Consider the following 18,994-nt stretch of genomic DNA (forward strand, 5'->3'; position numbering starts at 1 on the left):
GGTCGGCGTGCTGGGGACAACGGGGCAGCCGACGGCCATGGGGTTCGGACACGGCTGCAGAGGGGGTTGCAAAACAGTGGGCGACAATGAGGAACGGCTCGACGCGGTGCTGCGCAGGAGGCACGAGCTTCTGCCCGTCGTCGACGAGCAGATCGACCGATGGCGGCGGATCCTGCAACTGACCACGGAGTTGGGCGACGCGGTGGCCGGGACACAGGCCGTCGATCCCGGTGGTGACATCGCCGAACGGCTGGGGGCACTGGACCTGGCGGGGATGGCCCGGGCGGCCCGGGACTCCCTGGACGCGCTCGCCACCGTACGCGGCAGGGTGAACCGCGGGACGGTCAACATCGGGGTGAGCGGCCGGGCCAGGAACGGCAAGAGCACCCTGCTGCAGTCGCTCTCGGGGCTGGACGACCAGCAGATCCCCAGCGGCCGTGGACAACCGGTGACCGCGGTCCGCAGCCGGATCTACCACTCGCGCACGGAACGCGGAGCGCGTCTGACGATGCACACGGAGCGGTCCTTCCTGGACGAGGTGATCGCCCCTTACCACGCGGAGCTGGGGCTCGGACCGGCGCCACGGGACCTGTCGGCCTTCTCCCGGCACTCCTATCCAGGGGTGGCCGACGGACCGGACGGAAGGGACGCCGACCAGCCCAGACTGGGCCCGATGCTGGCCCGGGTGCGCGAGGCCCAGCAGGCGCTGGCCTCCTACCGCGAGTTCCTCACCGGCGGCACCCGCACCGAGGATCTCGCCGGCATCAGGCAGTGGGTGGCGTACCCGGAGGCCGACGCGGAGCCGGACCGACGGCCGTATCTCGCCGTCCGGGACGCGCAGATCACCTGCGCCTTCCCCATCGAGGATGTGACCGCGCTCGGGCTGGTGGATCTGCCGGGCCTCGGCGAACTGACCCCGGGCGCCGAGGCACACCACCTGGCGGGTCTGCGCAACGACATCGACTTCGCGATCACCGTCAAACGGCCCACGGACACCAATGCCATGTGGGCCGAGGAGGACGCCCGCGCGCTGCAACTGATCGGCAGCGCCTGCGAGGTGGCCGACCCGAGGGACTTCGCCCTGATCCTGGTCAACACCGGGGAGTGTCTCGCGGAGAACATCGAGGCGCTCCACTCCGACCTCCGCAACCGGCTGAACGACCCCGCGCAGGGCCGGGGTTACTGGGTGATCCTCGCCGACGGAGCCGATCGTGACGCCGTCCGTGAGCAGATCCTCAAACCGGTCCTGGAACATCTCGCGTCGGTCCTGCCGCGGATGGACGAGGCCGTCATCGCCGACACGGTCGCGGTGTGCCGTGACCGGCTGGACCGGATCACCGCGGAACTGGACAGGGTGTCGTCGGCGGTCCGCGCCCTGAGTGTGCCCACTTCGACCGAGCAGACGATCGCCCGGGCCGAGTCGCTCCGCGCGGAGGTCGCCGCCTCGCTCCAGGAGTGGGTGGACGAGCTGCGGACGCGCGCGGACAACGAGTACGAGGACACGGAGTTCTACGAACGGGTCGCCGAGGTCCATCAAGCCGTCCGCGACTGGGTGTTGAGCGGTTTCGGCGAGGGGGCCGAGGAGTGGCAGCAACGGGCGCTGAACCGGTTCCGGGTGGACCGCGCGTCCCTGCCCTTCGCCTCCGCCGAGTTGAACAGGATACGGGTGGAGATGGCCCGCCGGTTCGCGGCGGTCGACGATCTGCTGCTCCAGCGCCGCAATGAGTACTGGGCGGGGTTGGTGGCCGCGCTCGGTCCCCGGTTCGCGGCGCTGATCGACGGCCGTGACACGGGACCGCAGGAGGCGATCACCGCTCTGGCGGCGGTCCTGCGGGATGCCCCCGATCCGTGTCCGGCACTGGCGGAGACCTTCGGCTTCGCCCTGGACGTCCGGCTGGACTACCGCACCCGGGTGCTCCCCCGGCTGCGCCGGGCACTGGACGTACTCTTCCCGGAGGACGACGACCCGGGCAGCGGCAGCACGGCAACCACCCTGCTCGCGGTGCCACGCACGGCCGAGGGCAGCGCGGAACTGTACGGCCGGGTCACGCAGTTGGCCCGGCAGGCCGCGTACGACGCGCAGGCTGTCCTGGCTCAGGAGCCGAGAACGACCGCCCAGGTGCTGTTCGCCTACGGTGAGCAGTTCGAGGACGCCTTCGTGCGCTCGGACTCGTCCGAGGCGGAGTTCCGCCGCCTGGTCGCCGCCTTCCATGACCTCCTGTGGCCAGGGGAGGGAACCGGACCACATGCCGCGGCTGAGGGACTGCGACGTGTTCGCCGGCTGACCACGGAGTTGCGGGGCTCGATCGCCGACGAGCGGTCGCGCACAGTTGGGGAAAGGAAAGGGCGTTGACGCTTTCGTTCAAGGCTTCCATGGTCGGCCCGAGCAGGGTCGGCAAGACCACCCTGCTGACCGCCATCCTCGCGGAGACCGAGACCATGCTCTCCGGGACCGAGATCGACCTCGTTCCGGACGAGGAGACGGAGATGCGGATCCGTCGGAACCGCAAGGAACTGCGCCGGGCCATCGAGGCACGTGAGTTCGACTCGGCATCGCTTGAGGGCAGCCAGTCCATGGTCCGCTACAACGTGAGCCTCAGGGCGGCGGGAGACCGCGTGCAGGGCATTCCGTTCAGCATTCTCGACTACCCGGGGGCGTGGCTGGACCCGGCGGAGCGCAGCCGGAGACCCGAGGCCAGGGAGAACTGGCCCGAGTGCGAGGCACACATCACGGAGAGCCTGATGCTCCTGGTGCCGGTGGAGGCGGCGGTACTGATGGAGGCGGTCACTCCGGTGCAGCGGAGGGCGGTCGCCGATCTGCTCGGCTTCGAGGATGTCGAGGCCATGGCCCGCAAGTGGGCCCGGGCGCGCAATCTCCCCGAGCACCGGGAGGAACCGGCCGTGCTGGTGATCGCCCCGCTGAAGTGCGAGAAGTACTTCGATGACAACGGGGGCAAGGGCCGGGAAGCCCCGCGGTTGAGGCAGCTCGTCCGGGAGAAGTACCGGTCGATGCTCGATATCGTCCTGGAGGAGACGAAGAACCGGACGGTCCGGGTGGTCTACGCCCCCATCGACACCTACGGCTGTGTGGACCTGATGGAGGGAGAGTGGACCGACCGGATCGACGCGGACGGTGAGGCCTCGCTCGACTTCAAGGGTCACTACCGGTTCCGGGAGATCCCTCCCAGGATCAAGGTGAAGGCCGCGGGCACCGTGATGCAGGAACTGTGCCGCTGTGTCATCTCCGGGCAGGACCGGGTGGAGCAGCAGCAGGCCGCCGCGGCCAAGGCGACGTACAACGAGGCGCTGGAACGCAAGGCCGAGCCGAAGGGGTTCTGGGGAGCAATCGACTACCACCTCTCCGGCGAGGCCAGCGAGAACAAGAGCACCCGGCTCAGCAGCCACAAGGCCATGACAACAGCCGAAGGGCGCCGCGCCAAGCTGGCCGAGTCGCTGCGCAACATCGCCATGACCCCTGCCGACCCCCGAGTGGAAGAGTGGTGACGGTCGGATGCGCGCGTATCTGATGACCCGGGGCACCGAGCGGCGGCTGGACTACGCCTACCTCGGCGAGTCCCCGCCCCTGCGGTGGTGGCAGAGCATCGGCAGGTGGCTGGTCCTTGAGGCGGCGGAACTCGTCGTGAGCCGTCTGCCAGGAGGGGCGACAGGACTGCTGCTGAGCGGGATTCCGTCGCAGCGGCGGGATGTGATCGGTACCAGGATCCGCTACACCGTCGTGGTGGACGATGTGCACGAGGACCCGGCGCTCGCCGACTGGCTGGTGCGGTGCGGCCTGGCGGACGCGGACCGGGAGCGGCTGGGCCAGGCGCTGGACCAGGGTTTCGAGCCGGAGTACGTGGACGCCCTCCTGAGGGACAGCGGGGCGTCCACCGGGGACGGCTCCGCACAGGAGGGCCTCGCCGGGGAGGTCGAGGGGCGGTTGCTGTCCATCCTCCGGGCGGGCGTCACAGCGGCCCCGGCCACCTCGGAGCACAAGGACAGGCCCGGTCCCTGGGTGGGCGGTGTGCAGGATCCGGTGGCGCGGCAGCTTTTCGGGGCCAGGGCCCGTCTGCTGCTCGGGGAGACTCGCCCCGGCGTCGCTTTCACCACGCATGCCGTCGGTTCTGTGGAGGGTGCGCAGCGGGCGGCGCAGGCGCTCTCCGGCGCGGTGACCGTACTGCTCCACGACAGCGAGCTACGGGAGATCCAGCCGTTGCGGGCGGCACCCGTTGTTCCGTCGTCCGCGGTGGGGGTGAGCGGGGGAAAAGCGTCCGCCCCGGAGATCCCCCGGGGCGAGCGCGGCCGATGGAGGGCGATGTCCGCGGCGGCGGTGATGCTGCTGGTGCTGGTCGCGGTGGGCATCTGGCTGCTGGCGGGCTGAGCGGGGCGCAACGTCCTTCGCTCACCTCCATGCGGGGTGAGTTCACCCTTGAGGCCAGGGTCGGAAGGAGTTCCGGCCTCAAGGTTCTCCGCTGCGACCTGCTGGTAGTTCCTCCGCTGGTGACCGGGAGCGTGAAGCGGGTGCACCGGGCCGGAACCCTGGCCGCGACGGGGTGGTTTGTGCGGCACGTTCGGCAGACCACTCTTTTCGGCAGCCCGGCGGTGGGTGAACTGATCCTGCTGGCCGAAAGTAGCGGCGAGCGCATAGTCGCCGAGATCGACACGAGATTCTGGGGTTCGTGGACCGAAGTGGCGGAGTCCGCGGTGGAGACCCTCACCTCCTATGTCTCGGACAATCTGCTGCGTCACCTGGCCAGAAACCTCACCGCCGCCGAGCGGGACCTGACCGAGACCAGGCGGATCTGCGCTGGCCTCGCCGACCGGGACTCCGCGCGGGATGTGCTGCGGCACGCCGCGGAGTTGTGGAACGAGGCCCGTCTGCTTCTGCTGCTCGACGACGCGCGGAGCGCGGCCTCCCGCGCGCTGGAGGGGGCGGAGCGCCTCGGGCGCTCTGGGCTGGAGCCGGAACCCGACATGGCGGAATCGGGCGCGGCGCTGGTCTTCGTCCTCGGCGAGCGTGGGTACGCCGAAGCCGCCGGGAGGGTCCGGGACACGCTCGGTCCCGCCACTTCGGCATATGGACTTCCGGCCGTTCACCACGACAGCCGCCCCGGGGAGACCGGCGGCGCGGGGAAGGGGGGACCGATGTGATCGGGTCCGAAATCCTAGAACTCGAACTGAAGGCACGCGCGGCACGCGGCGAGGCCGAGCGGACCGGTTCGGCCACCGATTTCGAACGGGCGGTCGCCCTGAGCCGCCGGGCGCTGGAGCACGCCCCTGCGGGCCACGCCGCTCGGGCGGGCTTGCTGAACACGCTCTGCGGCACACTGCGCGCCCAGTACCTGGCGACCGGTGACACGGACGCCCTGCGGACGGCGATCGCGGTGGGCCGGGAGGCGGTCGCCGTCCCGCTCGACGACCCGTACCGCGGAACGTACCTGATCAGCCTCGCCGTGGTGCTCCGCCTGGAGTCCGAGCGCACCTGGGAGCCGGATCTACTCGCCGAGGCCGAGGCCACCGCGCGCGAGGCCGTGGCGGTCACCGGCGGCGGCCATCCGCACCAGGGCGCCGCACAGACCGTGCTGGTCAACGCGCTGGTGCTGCGCCACCAGGTCACCGGCGATGTGGCGGCGGTCCGGGAGGCCGCCCTGCGCGCCGAGCCGGCGACCCGATCGGCCTCGCCGGGATCGGACGGCGGGTCCGCGTTCAACACGCTGGCGAACGCACGGCTGCTGCTGCACCGGGCCACCTCCGACGACGACGCCCTACTCGGCGCCATCGACGCCGCCGAGCGCGCCCTGAAGGCCGCCCCACCGGGGCACCCGAAGAGGGCACTGCACGCGAACACGCTCGCCTCCGCGCTGCTGACCCGCTACGGGCGGACCGGGCGGACCGCTGATCTGAAGGAGGCGGTCCGCTTCTCCCGGGTGTCCGCGGAGGCCATACCGCCGGGGCACGCCCTGCGGTCGGCGGTCCTCCACACCCTGGTCTCCACGCTGCTGGAGCTGTACGGCCGAAGCGGCGAGGAGAAGGATCTCGACGAGGCCATCGGCAAGGCCGGTGAGGCGCTCGCCCTGGAGTCGGGCGCACTCGCGCCGCCCGCCCTCCACAACGCCCTGAGCATGGCCATGATGCTGCGGTATCTGGGCGGCGGCGGACAGAAAGCGCTCGCCGGGGCGCGGGCGGAGGCCGCGCGGGCCTGCGAGGCGGCCGGGGACGACCACCCGCAGCGGTTCGTGTACCTGAGCAATCTGGCCAAGGCACTGCGGGCCGAGTACGAGATCGAACCCAGCGCCGACCTCCTGCGGGAACTCGTGGAAGCCGGACGGCACCTGGTCGCCCAGACCACCGAGACATCGCTTCACCGAACCGATCACCTCGTTGAACTCGCCCTCGCGCTGCTGCACGAGCACCGGCACAGCGGTGATCCGGGAGTACTGGGGGAAGCCCGGAGGCACGCGTCGGAGGCAGCGTCGATGCCGTCCGCGCTGCCCTGGCAGCGGGTGACCGCACTGCGGCTGCTGGGCCGGGTGGGGATGGCCCTGGGCGACCCAGGGGCCGCGCTGGACTCCTACCGGGCCGCCGTCGAATCGCTGCCGCAGGTGGCTCCCCGGCGGCTGGAGCGGATGGACCGCGAGTCGGGTCTGGGCAGGATCGCCGGGCTCGGCCCGGAGGCCGCTGGCGCGGCCCTCGCCGCGGGAGCGCCCGAGACGGCGGTGGAACTCCTCGAACAGGCACGAGGTGTACTGATCGAGGAGCGGCTTGGCGCCCGGTCCCAGACCGCCCGGCTCGCCGCGGTGGATCCCGGGCTGGCGGCCGAGTTCGAGCGTCTGCGGGTACTACTGGACCTGGCGGACGAGGGGCTCCGTCTGCCGGGCCTCGCCGACGCGGTCGGGGACCGGTCGGGGAGAACACCACCCGTACCGCCCGGAACCAGGCCCGCGGAGCAGGGGCGGGCGCGGCTGGAGGAGCGGTGGCACGGTGTGCTGGGCCGGGTCCGCGGGATCGAGGGTTTCGGCGACTTCCTCGGCCGCCCGGCGGTCGCCGGGCTACGGCGCGAGGCAGCCGCCGGACCGGTGGTGCTGCTCAACTCCGGTGTGCACGGGTGTACGGCGCTGATCCTCGCCGACGATCCCGACCGTCCCGTGCGGTGTGTGCCGCTGGCCGGTGTCACGGAGCAGTCGGTCGCGGAGCAGGTCGTGCGGCTGCGCGACGCGCAGGAGGCGGGGCAGGACATCGCTGAGGTGCTGCGCTGGGTGTGGGACCGGGTCACGGAACCGGTGCTGTCCGCGCTCGGCCACACCGGGCCCATGCCCTTGGAACAGCGCCCCCGGCTGTGGTGGTGCGCGACCGGGTCGTTCACCTTCCTGCCGCTGCACGCGGCCGGTCACCATGACCGCGGTGACGCGGAACGGCGGTACGGGCGTACGGTGATGGACCGCGTCGTCTCCTCGTACACGCCCACCGTCCGGGCGCTGGGGCACGCGAGGCGAGCCGCTTCGGGCGCGCGACACGAGGGCCGGCGGGTGTCCCCGCCGCAGGAGCGCGGGAGTCTGCTGGTCGTGGCGATGCCCGAGACTCCCGGGGAGTCATCGCTGCTCGGTGTGGACAAGGAAGTCGCGGAGATCACGGCGGCCGTAGCGGACGCGGAAGTCCTGCGGGGCCGGCATGCGACCCGCGAGGCCGTTCTGGGCGCGCTGTACCGGCACCCGGTGGCCCACTTCGCCTGTCACGGGGTCAGCGAACCCGGGGATCCGTCCACCAGCAGACTGCTGCTGGACGACCACCTGATCGCTCCGCTCGATGTCGCGACCATCGTCCGGCAGGACCTCGCGCAGGCCCGACTCGCCTATCTCTCGGCGTGCAGCACGACCGAGACCGCCGCCCGGTACGGCGACGAGGCGGTCCATGTCACAGCCGCCTTCCTGCTTGCCGGGTTCGCGGGTGTGGTGGGGACCCTCTGGCCGGTCAAGGACTCGGCCGCGCGGGCCGTCTCGGTGGCGTTCCACCGGCGGATGTTCGCCGAGGGCACCGGAAACGCCCCCGTGGCGGACGCGGATACGGGCGGTGCGTTGGCGGACGGTTCGGTGGCCGGGGCGGCGTACGCGCTCCAGCACGCGGTGGACCGGCTCCGGATGAGGAGACCGGGATTGCCCGGGCTGTGGAGCGCTCATGTCCATGTGGGTGCGTAGGTGGGACCTGGGGCCCGGGTCGGTGACGGCCCGCTGTGCGGACCCTCACCCCTGGTCGGCCGCGCGCAGTCGAAGACGGGTGAAGAGCCATCCGGCACCGAAGCAGGGCAGTGCGACCGCCCAGGTCAGCAGGGTCGACGAGCCGTGGCCGGTGATCGCGTGCGTGATGGTGGTGACGGTCAGCCAGCCCGCGGTGGCACCGGCCAGTCCGGCGAACACGGGCCCGAGTCCCCCGGCGCCCCGTTCCTGCGGTGGCGCCGCCAGCCAGAGCACCAGGGTGGCCAGTAGCAGGGCGAGGGCTCCGAGGAGCGAGATGAGGGCGGGGACGGCGGGTCGGGGCAGGAAGGAGACCTTGTAGGACAGTGCCTGGACGGCGGCGAGAACCATCAGAACGGCGCCGAGAAAGGCGCCCTGGAGGAGATTCACCGTGCTCTGGCGGCGGTTGAGGAGCGCCTCCTGCTGTTGTGTGTGTTCCCGTCGCCGCTGGAGCGCGTTCTCGGCCTCGGTCGTGAGCGCGGACAGCGTGTCACGGGCGCGTTCGCGGTCCGCCTCCAGATACACGAGGTCGTCGCTGAGTCGCTGGGTGAACCGGCCCGCCAGGGCGAGGTCCTCGGCGAACGGGCCAGGCGCGCCCTCGGTGACGCCCGCCGCGTCCCGGTGGGCCCGCATGTTGGCCTCGCCGATCCGCACGGTGTTGCTCATCTCCCGCAGTCTGGTGATCCGCTGGGTCAGTCCCGCGGAGCCCGCGATCAGCGCCAGCAGGCGGGTCCGCCACCGGACGAGTTCCTCGCTATGGCCGTCCGGAGAGGCGGGCGGTTCCTCCAAGGCGGCGAGAGCACTGTCCACGACCGCTCCCGTGCCGCTGTCGGCCTGCTGGGCCGCGTGCACCCGCATCTCGTAACGGACTCCGGCGGCGGCGGCCAGATACCGGGCGAACGGCGGTGGTGTACCGCCGCCCTGGCTCCACAGCCAGCGCTCGACCTCGTCGGGCACGTTCTCGTGGTCGGCGGCCACGGCCGCGAAGCGGCGGGAACTCCGGTCCCCGGACTCCCCTGCCATCTCCCACAGGACGACGGGCGGGTCGGCCACCTCGACGCGCGGTCCCAGCCGCGAGGGCGCCGCGTCGGCGGGCAGCGCGGACCGCAGGGACTCCTCGGTGTCCCGCGAGCCGACCGCCGAGGGGTCGGCGCTGTTCGCGTAGGCGACGAACAGCCGTGCCTCTCCCACCGCCCACTCGCCGGCCGTCCCGCCGACCTGGGTCCAGCGCTGTTCCCATGCGGCCCAGGATCCGGCTTCCCCAGGCGCGGGTGAGAGGGCCACCGACAGACAGAGCAGGTCGTGGTGGCGCCGCAGGAACGCCTGGCACAGACCGTCCTGGCTGCGGATGGCCGCAACCGCCCCGGATTGCGGCAGTTCCCCCGGGTCCTCCGGGAGTGTGCCGGGTACCGCGATCGCCGCGACGGGCTGTGTCATGCCGAGGGCCGGTCCGCACGCCGCCCACACCTCACGCAGCCGCCGGTACGATCCGGATCGGCGCGGCCCGGTCGCGGCCACGAAGAGGTGGACGACGAGTGACTGGTCGGTGAGGTTCACCCACCGGCCGGTTCGTCGTCCGTGTGCTCCTCGGCACTGGTCTCGCTCCGCAACTCGTGCACCAGCGGGCCGATCCGGTCGACCAGGTCCGCCGCGGCTGACTCGCCCTCGTCGTCGGGCCGTTTGCGGATCCTGGTGAGCCCCATGAGTTCCAGTTGCCCGGCCGCCTCGGCCAGCGCTTCGACGTCCCCGGCGCGGACTGCCGCTTCCATCGCGTCCAGCCTGTGCGCCACCAGGGCCCAGACCTTCGGCGGCAGTACGAGTCCGACGATCTCGGTCAGCACGTCCGCTGCGGCTTCGCGCTCCTCCGCCGGGTCCAGGGATGCCCGGTCCCCCTCCGGTGTCTCCATGTACGGGATGGTAGCGGCCGGTCCGGCGCCTGGGCAGGGGATCGTCCGAAGCCGCGGGCAACGGCCGTACGCACCCGGGCAGGCCGGGCGCCTTCGGCCGCGGTTGGTCACGACCGTGTTCTCCGGGGTGGGGCGGTCGTTGGGCTGTTCATGGGGGCGGGCTAGTAGTGCTTTGCTAGGTGGTGTCGTAGGGCTGCCATGGGGTGGGTTGCGGAGTTGGTGAGTACCCGGAGGGATTGCCGACCGTCCGACCGGACCCGCGGTGGGGGTGGTGACACCCTGTCCGGAACTGGTCCGAGTAGGTCGGTCCTGGCGATACTCGCTTGCCAAGTGCCCACCGTGGATGCGAACGATTCCCCATGAGTGAACACGGCAGACACCCCCAGACCTCCGGCCATGGGATCGCCGCCGAAGGGCGCGCCCGTCGTCGGAGCGTCGCCCCCTCAGCATCCGGCGAGGACAAGGTCACCGAACGGACCGCGGATGCCTCGGTCGCGGTCCCGCGGTTCCCCCGGCAGTTCGCCCGTACCCGCCGTTTCAGCCTCGGTCTCCCCCGGCACTTCACCGTCTCCCCCGACGGCCGCCGGGTGCTCTTCATCCGTGGCACCAGCGGCGCCGACCCGGTCAGCAGACTCTGGCTCCATGAGAACGGCGACGAACGCCTCCTCGCCGACCCACTGACGCTGAGCAACACCACGGACAGCATCCCCGACGAGGAGCGAGTCCGTCGTGAGCGCGCTCGCGAAGCCTCGTCCGGGGTGGTGTCGTACGCAACCGACAACGACGCGCTGATCGCCGTCTTCGCGCTGAACGGCGAGTTGTGGACGGTACGGACGGACAGGGGTGAGCCGCGCCGGATTCCCACCGCGGGGCCGGTGGTGGACCCCCGCCCATCCCCGGACGGCAGCCGGATCGCCTATGTCACCGGGGGCGCACTCCATGTCGTGGGGATCGACGGGACCGACGACCGGGCCCTGGCAGCGCCCGAGTCCGCCGAGGTGACCTACGGGCTTTCCGACCACGCCTCGGCGGAGTCGATGGGGCGGCTGCACGGCTACTGGTGGTCGCCCGACGGGGTGGCGCTTCTCGTGGCGCGTGTGGACAACTCTCCCGTCCAACGCTGGTACATCTGCGACCCCGCTGATCCGACGAAGAAACCCACCGCGGTCGCCTATCCGCAGGCGGGAACCGCCAACGCGAAGGTCTCCCTGCATCTGGTGCACACCGCGGGAAGAGCCCCGGTGGAGGTGCGGCTGCCGACCGTCGCCCCTGAGGAGACACACCCCGAAGGTGAGTGGACCGATACGTCCTTTGAGTACATCCCGGTCGCGGGCTGGGATGGACTGGGTCCCTTCGCCCAGGTGCAGACCCGGGACCAGCGCACGGTCCAACTCCTGGCCATCGATGCCAACACGGGGGCTACCGAGTCACTGGACATCCGGCACGATCCGGCGTGGGTGGAGTTGGTTCCAGGCGCTCCGCGCCGGCTGCCGTCCGGAGCAGTGCTGCGCACGTTCATCTGCGACGACGGTCTCACGGGCCTGTCCCTCGACGGGGTGCGCACCCCCCGAGGGCTGAACGTCCGCGAGGTCACGGCAGTGTCGGATGAGCGCATCCACTTCCTCGCCAACGAGGAGCCTACGGAGGTCCATGTCTGGCGCTATGACCCCGCGGACGGTTTCACCAGGGTCAGCGAGGGCCCGGGAGTGTACGCGGTCGCCGTGGGCGGCGACACCGTTGTGCTGGACAGCCGGACTCAGTCGGGGCGGTCGGTGACGGTCAGCGACCACGGTGTGGAGAGGGGGCGAATCGCCGTGCTCACGGAGGAGCCGGTGGTCACCCCCCAGCCCATCCATCACTCCCTGGGCAAACGCGAACTGCGCAGCCAGCTCTACCTTCCGTCGTGGTACGAGCAGGGCTCGGGTCGACTTCCCGTACTGCTCAACCCCTACTCGGGGGTCGGTATGCAATTGGTCGTGCGGGCGCGTGAGTGGTGGACGTGTGTCTCGCAGTGGTTCGCCGAGCAGGGATTCGCCGTGCTGGTGACCGACGGCAGGGGCACTCCGGGACGGGGCCGGGAGTGGGAGAAGGCCATTCGAGGCGATCGGTTGACACCCGCCCTGCGGGACCAGATCGACGCCCTGCACGCAGCGGCCGAGCAGTATCCCGATCTTGACCTGACCGCGGTCGCCATCCGCGGCTGGTCCTACGGCGGATATCTGGCGGCGGGTGCGGTACTGCGGCACCCCGAGGTGTTCCACGCGGCGGTGGCGGGCGGCACCCCCACCGACCGGCGCCTGTACGACACCCATTGGGAGGAGCGATTCCTTGGACACCCCGAGGTGTTCCCGCAGGCGTACCGGCGCAGCTCGCTCGTTCCCGACGCGCATCTCCTCTCCCGCCCCCTGCTGCTGGTGCACGGGGTCGCCGATGACAATGTGCATGTCGCCCACACCCTGCGCCTCTCCGCCGCGCTGGTCGCGGCGGGCCGTCCGCACACCGTGTTGCCGCTGTCCGGCGCAACACATCTGGTCACTGGTACGGACCAGGCCAGCGGACTACTGCTGCTGGAGGCCTCCTTTCTGAGAAATTCCTTGAACCTTTGAGACTCTGAACGCTCCGGCGTACGGTCCCGTACACCATCGGGAGGGGCCGGCCGGAGCTTCGGTCGGTCCTTGCCCAAGAGGGAGGGCCGGGCGGGTGCTCCGGCCGCATCGGACCGCAAGCAGAGGGAGTCAGCCATGACCGGATCACAGGGACCATCCCCGACCGTCGCCCGTCGGACCGTCGTCGCCGCGGTGGGCGGGGTCGGTCTCGCCGCCGCGCTGACTGCCTGTGGCGGCTCCGACGGCGGCGAGGAGACCAGCGCGCCGCGGACCTCGCCGGGCGGTGGAGGCGCGGGTACGGAACTGGCCAAGGTCGCCGACATCCCCGAGGGCGGCGGCAAGGTCGTGGGGGATGTGGTGATCACCCAACCGAAGGCGGGGGAGTTCAAGGCGTTCTCGTCCAAGTGCACCCATCAGGGCTGCGCGGTGAAGGACGTCACCAACAACATGATCAACTGCCCCTGCCACAACAGCAGGTTCGACGCGAGCGACGGCAGTGTGCAGGGCGGCCCGGCCACCTCGCCGCTGCCACCCGCTTCCATCACCGTGGAGGGCGGTCTGATCAAGTTGGCGTGACGGGTCGGGCGCATCGCCCGCAGGCGATGACATCGTCGCTGATGACGAGCTGACGTCGGGCTGCTGACGATGGGACAGGCGGACAACGCACCAGCACGGCCGGGTAGTCGGCGAACCAGCCGCACAACGTCGTACGGGGCGAGACCCGCCGTGCGACCGGTCGACGGCGTCCAGGCCAGGCGCACATGCCAAGGGCGGCCAGGGAGCTCAGAGCTCCGCCGCAACGCGGCGCAGGGCTTCCACGGCCGCTCTGATGGAGGGCCGGCGATCGGCATCCGTTCGCCACACCGCGTACACATGCCGCCGCATCCCCTGTCGTACGGGCACCAGGGCGACTCCGTCGGGCACCGGTCCACGCCCCAGCCTCGGGGTGACACAGACGCCGAGGCCCGCGGCGATCAGGGCGAGTTGGGTGTGGTGTTCACCGGCGAGGTGCGAGATCCGCGGCTCGATTCCTCTGGACCGCAGAGTGAACACCAACCACTCGTAGCAGAACTCCCCCTCCGGCCATGACACCCACTCGTCATCGGCGAAGTCCTCTAAATCCACCTCGGCACGGCCCGCGAGTGCATGGCCACTGGGCATCGCCACATCGGCGGCGTCGTCCAGCAGATGGGCCTGGGCGAGCCCGCCGGGGACCGGCAGCCGCTTGTTGCTCCAGTCGAGCACGATCGCAAGATCGAGATCGCCCCTGATCACCCGGGTGATGCCCTGCTCGGGCTCCAACTCGCGGGAGCGGACCCGCAACTCGGGGTGATCGCAGCGCAGGGCGGAGACCACCCCGGGGAAGAGGCCACGGGCAGCCGTCGGGAACGCACCGATCCTGACCTCACCGACGACCTGTCCCCGCTGCGCCTCGATATCGGCCTGGGCGAGTTCGACCTGGGAGAGGATACGGGCGGCGTGATCGGCGAGGAGCCGACCGGCGTCGGTGAGCCGCACCCCGCGCCCGTTCTTCGTCAGCAGCCGCTGGCCGACTTCCCGCTCCAACTTCGCCAGCTGCTGGGAGACGGCGGACGTGGTGACGTGCAGCCCTCCCGCCGCACCACTGACCGAGCCGTGGCGGGCAAGCGCATCGAGGGTACGAAGCCGCTCCAAGTTCAACATGTAAGCAACTCTAAAGGAACGACTGCAAACATTCTCACTTGTGCTAAGAGAAACGAACAGTGAGGCTGGGGCCATGACCGCCCCCGCTGCCGCTCGCTCCCCCGCCCCCGCCCCCGCCCCCGCCCCCGCGCTGCCGACCGGCTCAGCCGACCGACGGCCGCGGCTGGACTGGCGCGTCCGCTTTGCGGCACTGTCCGTGGTGTGGGGCTTCAGCTTTCTGCTGATCAAGGTGGGCAATGAGGGCTTCGCCCCGCTCCAGGTCACCTTCGGTCGGCTCTTCTTCGGCGCTGCGGTACTCGCCGCGGCGATGCTGATACGGCGGGAGCGGCTGCCGCGCGGGGTTCGGACCTGGGGACATCTGGCGGTTGCCGCGTTCCTGCTGAACTCGCTGCCGTTCTCGCTGTTCGCCTACGCCGGACAGGCCATCCCCTCGACGCTCTCCAGCATCTGCAACGCCACCTCACCGCTGTGGGGGATGGCGCTCTCCCTGGTCGCGCTCTCCGAGGACCGGCCGACCCGGCGCAGGGTCGCCGGGCTCGGCATCGGCTTCCTGGGTGTGCTGACCGTCCTGGGCGCCTGGCAGGGGTTCTCCGGACTCGATGCCCGCGGCACTGCCATGGCCTTGCTGGCGGCGCTCTGCTACCCGATCGGCTGGATCTATGTCCGGCGCACACTGGCGGGCGGTGGACATTCGCATCTCTCCCTGACGACCGCCCAACTGGCGCTCGCCACCGGACAACTGGCCGTTGTGACCCCGCTGTTCACCAGCGCTCCGCACTCCCTGGAGCCGCTGCCCCTCCTTGCGGTGGTCGCCCTCGGCGCACTGGGGACCGGGTTCGCCCTCCTGCTCCAGTACGGCCTGGTCGACGAAGTCGGCCCCACCACCGGGCAGATGGTCACCTACTTCATTCCGGTCATCGCCACCGCGGCGGGAGTGACCATCCTCGGTGAGCAGTTGGACTGGAACACCCCGGTGGGTGCGGTGATAGTGCTGGCCGGAGCGGCACTCACCCAGAGCCGGGCCAGGGCGAACAGCGCGACTCCCGGTGGCGGGGCGCCGACGCCGGGCGGCCCGATCACCGGGGCGTCGGCGGACCCCCGGGTACTGGTGGCCGAACCGGGCGCGGGACTCCAGACCGAGGGGCGCGCGCCGCTCGGTGCTTCAACCGGGGCTCGGAGCGAGTCTCCCGCCGTGCTGGCCGGTGAGCCCGTCGTCGGGAACGCAGCTCTGCGAGTGGATACCAAGGGGTCCTGACCTGCGCCCCTGTGGCTGCGGGTGTAGACCCGACGGCTTCCCGGGCGGGTGCGGACTCGCTCTCGTGGGACCGGTCGGGGCGACGGGCAGGTCAGCCGTAACTGCGGGCCGGGGCCGGGCCCACGGCCGATGCCACCGCGTCGGCGACCGCGTTGATGTCATCCAGCGCGAGATGGGAGACCGTGACGCGCACCCCGGGTGGCGCGGACATCCTGAAGCGCGCACCGGGGGCGACCGCCCATCCGGTCTGGAGCAGTCGGGTGATCGCCCCGGTCTCATCGGGCACCGGCACCCAGACGTTCATCCCGCTGCGCCCGTAGGCGTCGACCCCGTGCTCGGCGAGCGCGTGGATCAGTGCCTCGCGGCGGCGGCCATAGGAATCGGCCACCGCCTGAGCGTTGACCGCGCCCGAGGCCCAGAGGTGGACGACAGCGCGTTGCAGCAGTCTGCTGACCCAGCCGGGGCCAAGGCGCTGCCGGCCGGTCACCCGGTCGATGGTGACGGTGTCCCCGGTCAGGAACGCCACCCGAAGATCGGGCCCGTACGCCTTGGCAGTGGACCGCACGAACGCCCAGCTGTCGGTGGTTCCCGCGAGGGGGTGCAAGGGCTGGTCCACGATGGCGTGGCCGTGGTCGTCCTCGATCAGCAGGGTCCGCGGGAATCGGGTGAGCACGGAGCGCAGTTGACGGGCGCGGAGGGCGCCGATGGCCGCTCCGGTGGGGTTCTGCGCACGGTCGGTGACGATCAGTGCCCTGGCACCGTCGGCGAGTGCCCGCTCCACCGCTTCGGCGAGAGGGCCGTCGTCGTCGACCGGAACGGGAACGGGCTTGAGTCCCAGTGCGGGCACCAGGTCGAGCAGTCCACCCCAGCCGGGGTCTTCGACGGCGACCGAGTCGCCTGGCCGTAGGTGTGCCGCGAGGACTCGTTCGATGGCGTCGAGGGAGCCGGAGGTGACGGCGATGGGACCGGCCGGCACACCGTCCGCGTCCAGCGCGGCCCGCGCGAGCCGGGCGAACTCCTCGTCCACGGGTGCCTGTCCATAGAGCCCTGGCTCCCGCTCGTGGTGGAGCGCGGCGGCGGCGAAGGCCTCGCCCAGCGGCGGCAGAAGGGCGATGTCGGGGTTGCCCGCGCTCACGTCCCGGACGCCTGGTGGGGCGTCGATTCCGATGGACCCGCGCGAGGTGCTGGCGGGTCTGGATCGGATACGGCTGCCGCGGCGGCCAGAGGTCTCGATGACTCCGCGCTCACGCAGGGTGCGGTAGGCGGCGGCGACGGTGTTCGGATTGACCCCTAGCCGTGTGGCGAGTTCGCGCATGGGCGGCAGGAGCGCCCCCGGTTCCAACTGCCCGGCGCCAACGCCCTGCTCGATAGAGGCAGCGATGTCTGATGCGCGCCGCCCACCGATCCGATACTCTCCTAGCACAAAAGCGATTATGCACTAGTGCAATGGAGGATGCAATGCCGGACTCCTACGAGCCGACCGAACGGACCATACCCACCCGCTCCCGTGAACGCGCCTCATACGACCGGGCTCTGATCCACTCCCTGCTGGATGAGACCTACCTCTGCCATCTCGGCTTTGTGCGCGACGGGGCACCGGTGGTGCTGCCCACGCTCTACACCCGCATCGACGACCGGGTGTACGTCCACGGCTCAACGGGCTCCCGCCCGCTGCGGATGGCGGGCAGGCCGGACCCCGGGCTCGCCGTCTGTCTGACCGTGACGCACATCGACGGTCTGGTACTGGCCAGGTCCGCCTTCCACCACTCGATCAACTACCGGTCGGTGATGATCCACGGCACGGCGCGTCAAGTGACCGACCAGGCGGAGAAGAGCATGGTCCTGGACGCCCTGGTCGATCAGGTGGTCCGGGGCCGCGCTCAGGACTCGCGCCCGGCGAACCCCAGGGAGTTGGCGGCGACCTCCGTGCTGCGACTGGAACTGGCCGAGGTGTCGGCGAAGGTCCGCAGCGGTCCCCCGAACGACGATCCGGAAGACCTGGAACTGCCGTACTGGACAGGAGTCGTCCCGGTGCGGACGATCCATGGAACTCCCGAGCCGGCACCGGATCTGGCACCGACGATCAAGGTCCCGGAGTATCTGGCCGAGCGCTAGGCGCCCAGGACCACGGGGACCGACCGGGCGACCCGGCCGACGGGTGAGGCGGTTGGACCTGTCGTCCGCCCTCCGTGGGATCACGATGAGTGGACGACACCAGCGGCGGCACCGACAACCGCAGGACCTGGGTCCGGCGAACGAGAGGGACGGCCAGGCGCACGGCTCATACCCCGCGCATCTCCGTCAGTGCCAAACCTGCCACCGCGGTCAGCAGCAGCGCGGTCCCCAACACCGTCGCGCCCGTCAGTTGCTCCCCCAGGAGCAGTACGGCGATCACCGCCGCGCTCACCGGTTCCAGCAGCATGATCACGGACACCGTGGCGGCCCGAACCGCCGCCGCGCCGGCGAAGTAGAGCACATAGGCAAGCGCCGTGGGCACCGCGGCCACATAGAGCAGCAGCCAGACCACCCGGGCCAGATCCTCGGTGTGCGGCAGCAGTCCCTCAGCCAGCGCGATGGGCAGCAGTCCCACCGCGCCGACCGCGAAGGCCCAGGCGGTCGTCGCCAGGGAATCCCCGCCGCCGTCCCGCCCCAACCATCGCGCCAGCAGGGTGATGGCCGCGTACCCGGCGGCGGAGAGAAGGGCGAGGACGATCCCCAGCGGGCGCACCGTCTCGCCCTCACCGCCCAACACCAGGACCAACAGCCCGCCCAGCGCCCCCAGCACGGCGAGCAGACCGCCCCTCCCCAGCCGCTCCCCCATCGTGAGCCGGGCCCCCACGGCGATCAGGACAGGCCCTGCGCCAAGGGTGACCACGGTGGCGACGGCGAGTCCGGTCTGTTGTACGGCGGCGAAGTACGCGCTTTGGAAGACCGTGAGCCCGATCCCCGTCCCGAGAATGCGGACCAAGGTGCGTTTCCTCGGCTCCGCCGCGCGGGCGGGCACCCCTCGGCGCGCGCGTAGGGCAAGCGCGCCGAGCAGCAGCGCCAGCCCTCCGGCGCAGCGCCAGAAGGAGAGGGAGAGCGGCCCCAGATCGCTCACCTGGAAGACGAGTGAGGCGGCCGCGCCGGCGGTGCCCCAGGCCGCGCCGGCGACGATCAGATAGAGCAGGCTGCGCCCGACGCGCCCCGGCGCGGGGGCCACGGCCGGCGCGGGCAACTCAACAGCAGAAGCAGAAACATTCGACACGTGACGTCTCCGTATGACGAACGGGAAGGCTGATCGCTTTACTCCGTCAAGCGGGCAGCGACGAGCCA

The 18,994-nt window shown here is 71.1% G+C and carries 14 protein-coding genes; 9 read left to right on the plus strand and 5 right to left on the minus strand.

What is annotated here, in order from left to right; translation table 11 throughout:
• Nucleotides 1–76 precede the first annotated feature (76 nt).
• Genes NBG84_RS04995 through NBG84_RS41005 form a run of 5 tightly spaced genes read left to right on the plus strand, consistent with a single transcriptional unit; the run spans nt 77 to nt 8,192 of the window.
• Nucleotides 77–2,353 carry a hypothetical protein gene (locus NBG84_RS04995; protein WP_250918037.1) on the plus strand — a complete coding sequence of 759 codons (2,277 nt, stop codon included), beginning with the start codon at nt 77–79 and terminating at the stop codon, nt 2,351–2,353.
• Entirely contained in the window at nt 2,350–3,504 is a 1,155-nt protein-coding gene (locus NBG84_RS05000) for a hypothetical protein (RefSeq protein WP_250918038.1), read from the plus strand. Before NBG84_RS04995 ends, NBG84_RS05000 begins: the two co-directional genes overlap by 4 nt.
• A 7-nt stretch (nt 3,505–3,511) precedes the next feature.
• Nucleotides 3,512–4,381, plus strand: a complete 870-nt coding sequence (locus tag NBG84_RS05005; protein ID WP_250918039.1) for a hypothetical protein — start codon at nt 3,512–3,514, stop codon at nt 4,379–4,381.
• A gap of 29 nt (nt 4,382–4,410) precedes the next feature.
• Nucleotides 4,411–5,151, plus strand: a complete 741-nt coding sequence (locus NBG84_RS05010; protein WP_250918040.1) for a hypothetical protein — start codon at nt 4,411–4,413, stop codon at nt 5,149–5,151.
• The gene (locus NBG84_RS41005) at nt 5,148–8,192 is read left to right on the plus strand and encodes a CHAT domain-containing protein (RefSeq protein WP_250918041.1); all 3,045 of its coding nucleotides are present in this window, start codon (nt 5,148–5,150) and stop codon (nt 8,190–8,192) included. The genes NBG84_RS05010 and NBG84_RS41005 overlap by 4 nt, the downstream gene beginning before the upstream one ends.
• Before the next feature lie 45 nt (nt 8,193–8,237).
• Here the strand turns inward: NBG84_RS41005 and NBG84_RS05020 are convergent, their stop codons facing one another.
• Nucleotides 8,238–9,785 (minus strand): CATRA conflict system CASPASE/TPR repeat-associated protein, encoded by a 1,548-nt coding sequence (locus tag NBG84_RS05020; protein WP_250918042.1) that lies wholly within the window; start codon nt 9,783–9,785, stop codon nt 8,238–8,240.
• A complete protein-coding gene (locus tag NBG84_RS05025) occupies nt 9,782–10,135 on the minus strand; it encodes a CATRA system-associated protein (RefSeq protein WP_250918043.1) in 354 nt (117 codons plus the stop codon). Before NBG84_RS05025 ends, NBG84_RS05020 begins: the two co-directional genes overlap by 4 nt.
• A gap of 359 nt (nt 10,136–10,494) precedes the next feature.
• Here NBG84_RS05025 and NBG84_RS05030 point away from each other — a divergent pair, with 359 nt between their 5' ends.
• Nucleotides 10,495–12,741: a prolyl oligopeptidase family serine peptidase gene (locus tag NBG84_RS05030; protein WP_250918044.1), complete on the plus strand. Its 2,247-nt coding sequence runs from the start codon at nt 10,495–10,497 to the stop codon at nt 12,739–12,741.
• Nucleotides 12,742–12,876: 135 nt separating this feature from the next.
• Nucleotides 12,877–13,317 carry a Rieske (2Fe-2S) protein gene (locus NBG84_RS05035; protein ID WP_250918045.1) on the plus strand — a complete coding sequence of 147 codons (441 nt, stop codon included), beginning with the start codon at nt 12,877–12,879 and terminating at the stop codon, nt 13,315–13,317.
• A 207-nt stretch (nt 13,318–13,524) separates the two neighbouring features.
• Here NBG84_RS05035 and NBG84_RS05040 read toward each other — a convergent pair whose 3' ends face one another.
• Nucleotides 13,525–14,424, minus strand: a complete 900-nt coding sequence (locus NBG84_RS05040) for a LysR family transcriptional regulator (protein ID WP_250918046.1) — start codon at nt 14,422–14,424, stop codon at nt 13,525–13,527.
• Nucleotides 14,425–14,497: 73 nt separating this feature from the next.
• On the opposite strand from NBG84_RS05040, the gene NBG84_RS05045 reads away from it, so the two are divergent.
• A complete protein-coding gene (locus tag NBG84_RS05045; RefSeq protein WP_250918047.1) occupies nt 14,498–15,679 on the plus strand; it encodes a DMT family transporter in 1,182 nt (393 codons plus the stop codon).
• Between the two features lie 91 nt (nt 15,680–15,770).
• Here NBG84_RS05045 and NBG84_RS05050 read toward each other — a convergent pair whose 3' ends face one another.
• Nucleotides 15,771–17,102 carry an aminotransferase class I/II-fold pyridoxal phosphate-dependent enzyme gene (locus NBG84_RS05050; RefSeq protein ID WP_250918048.1) on the minus strand — a complete coding sequence of 444 codons (1,332 nt, stop codon included), beginning with the start codon at nt 17,100–17,102 and terminating at the stop codon, nt 15,771–15,773.
• Between the two features lie 35 nt (nt 17,103–17,137).
• On the opposite strand from NBG84_RS05050, the gene NBG84_RS05055 reads away from it, so the two are divergent.
• Nucleotides 17,138–17,794: a pyridoxamine 5'-phosphate oxidase family protein gene (locus tag NBG84_RS05055; RefSeq protein WP_250918049.1), complete on the plus strand. Its 657-nt coding sequence runs from the start codon at nt 17,138–17,140 to the stop codon at nt 17,792–17,794.
• A gap of 166 nt (nt 17,795–17,960) precedes the next feature.
• Here NBG84_RS05055 and NBG84_RS05060 read toward each other — a convergent pair whose 3' ends face one another.
• Complete coding sequence (locus NBG84_RS05060; protein ID WP_250918066.1) at nt 17,961–18,896, minus strand: EamA family transporter; 936 nt, start codon at nt 18,894–18,896, stop codon at nt 17,961–17,963.
• Nucleotides 18,897–18,994 lie beyond the last annotated feature (98 nt).

It is taken from the genome of Streptomyces albipurpureus (assembly GCF_023701525.1).
Lineage (GTDB): Bacteria > Actinomycetota > Actinomycetes > Streptomycetales > Streptomycetaceae > Streptomyces > Streptomyces albipurpureus.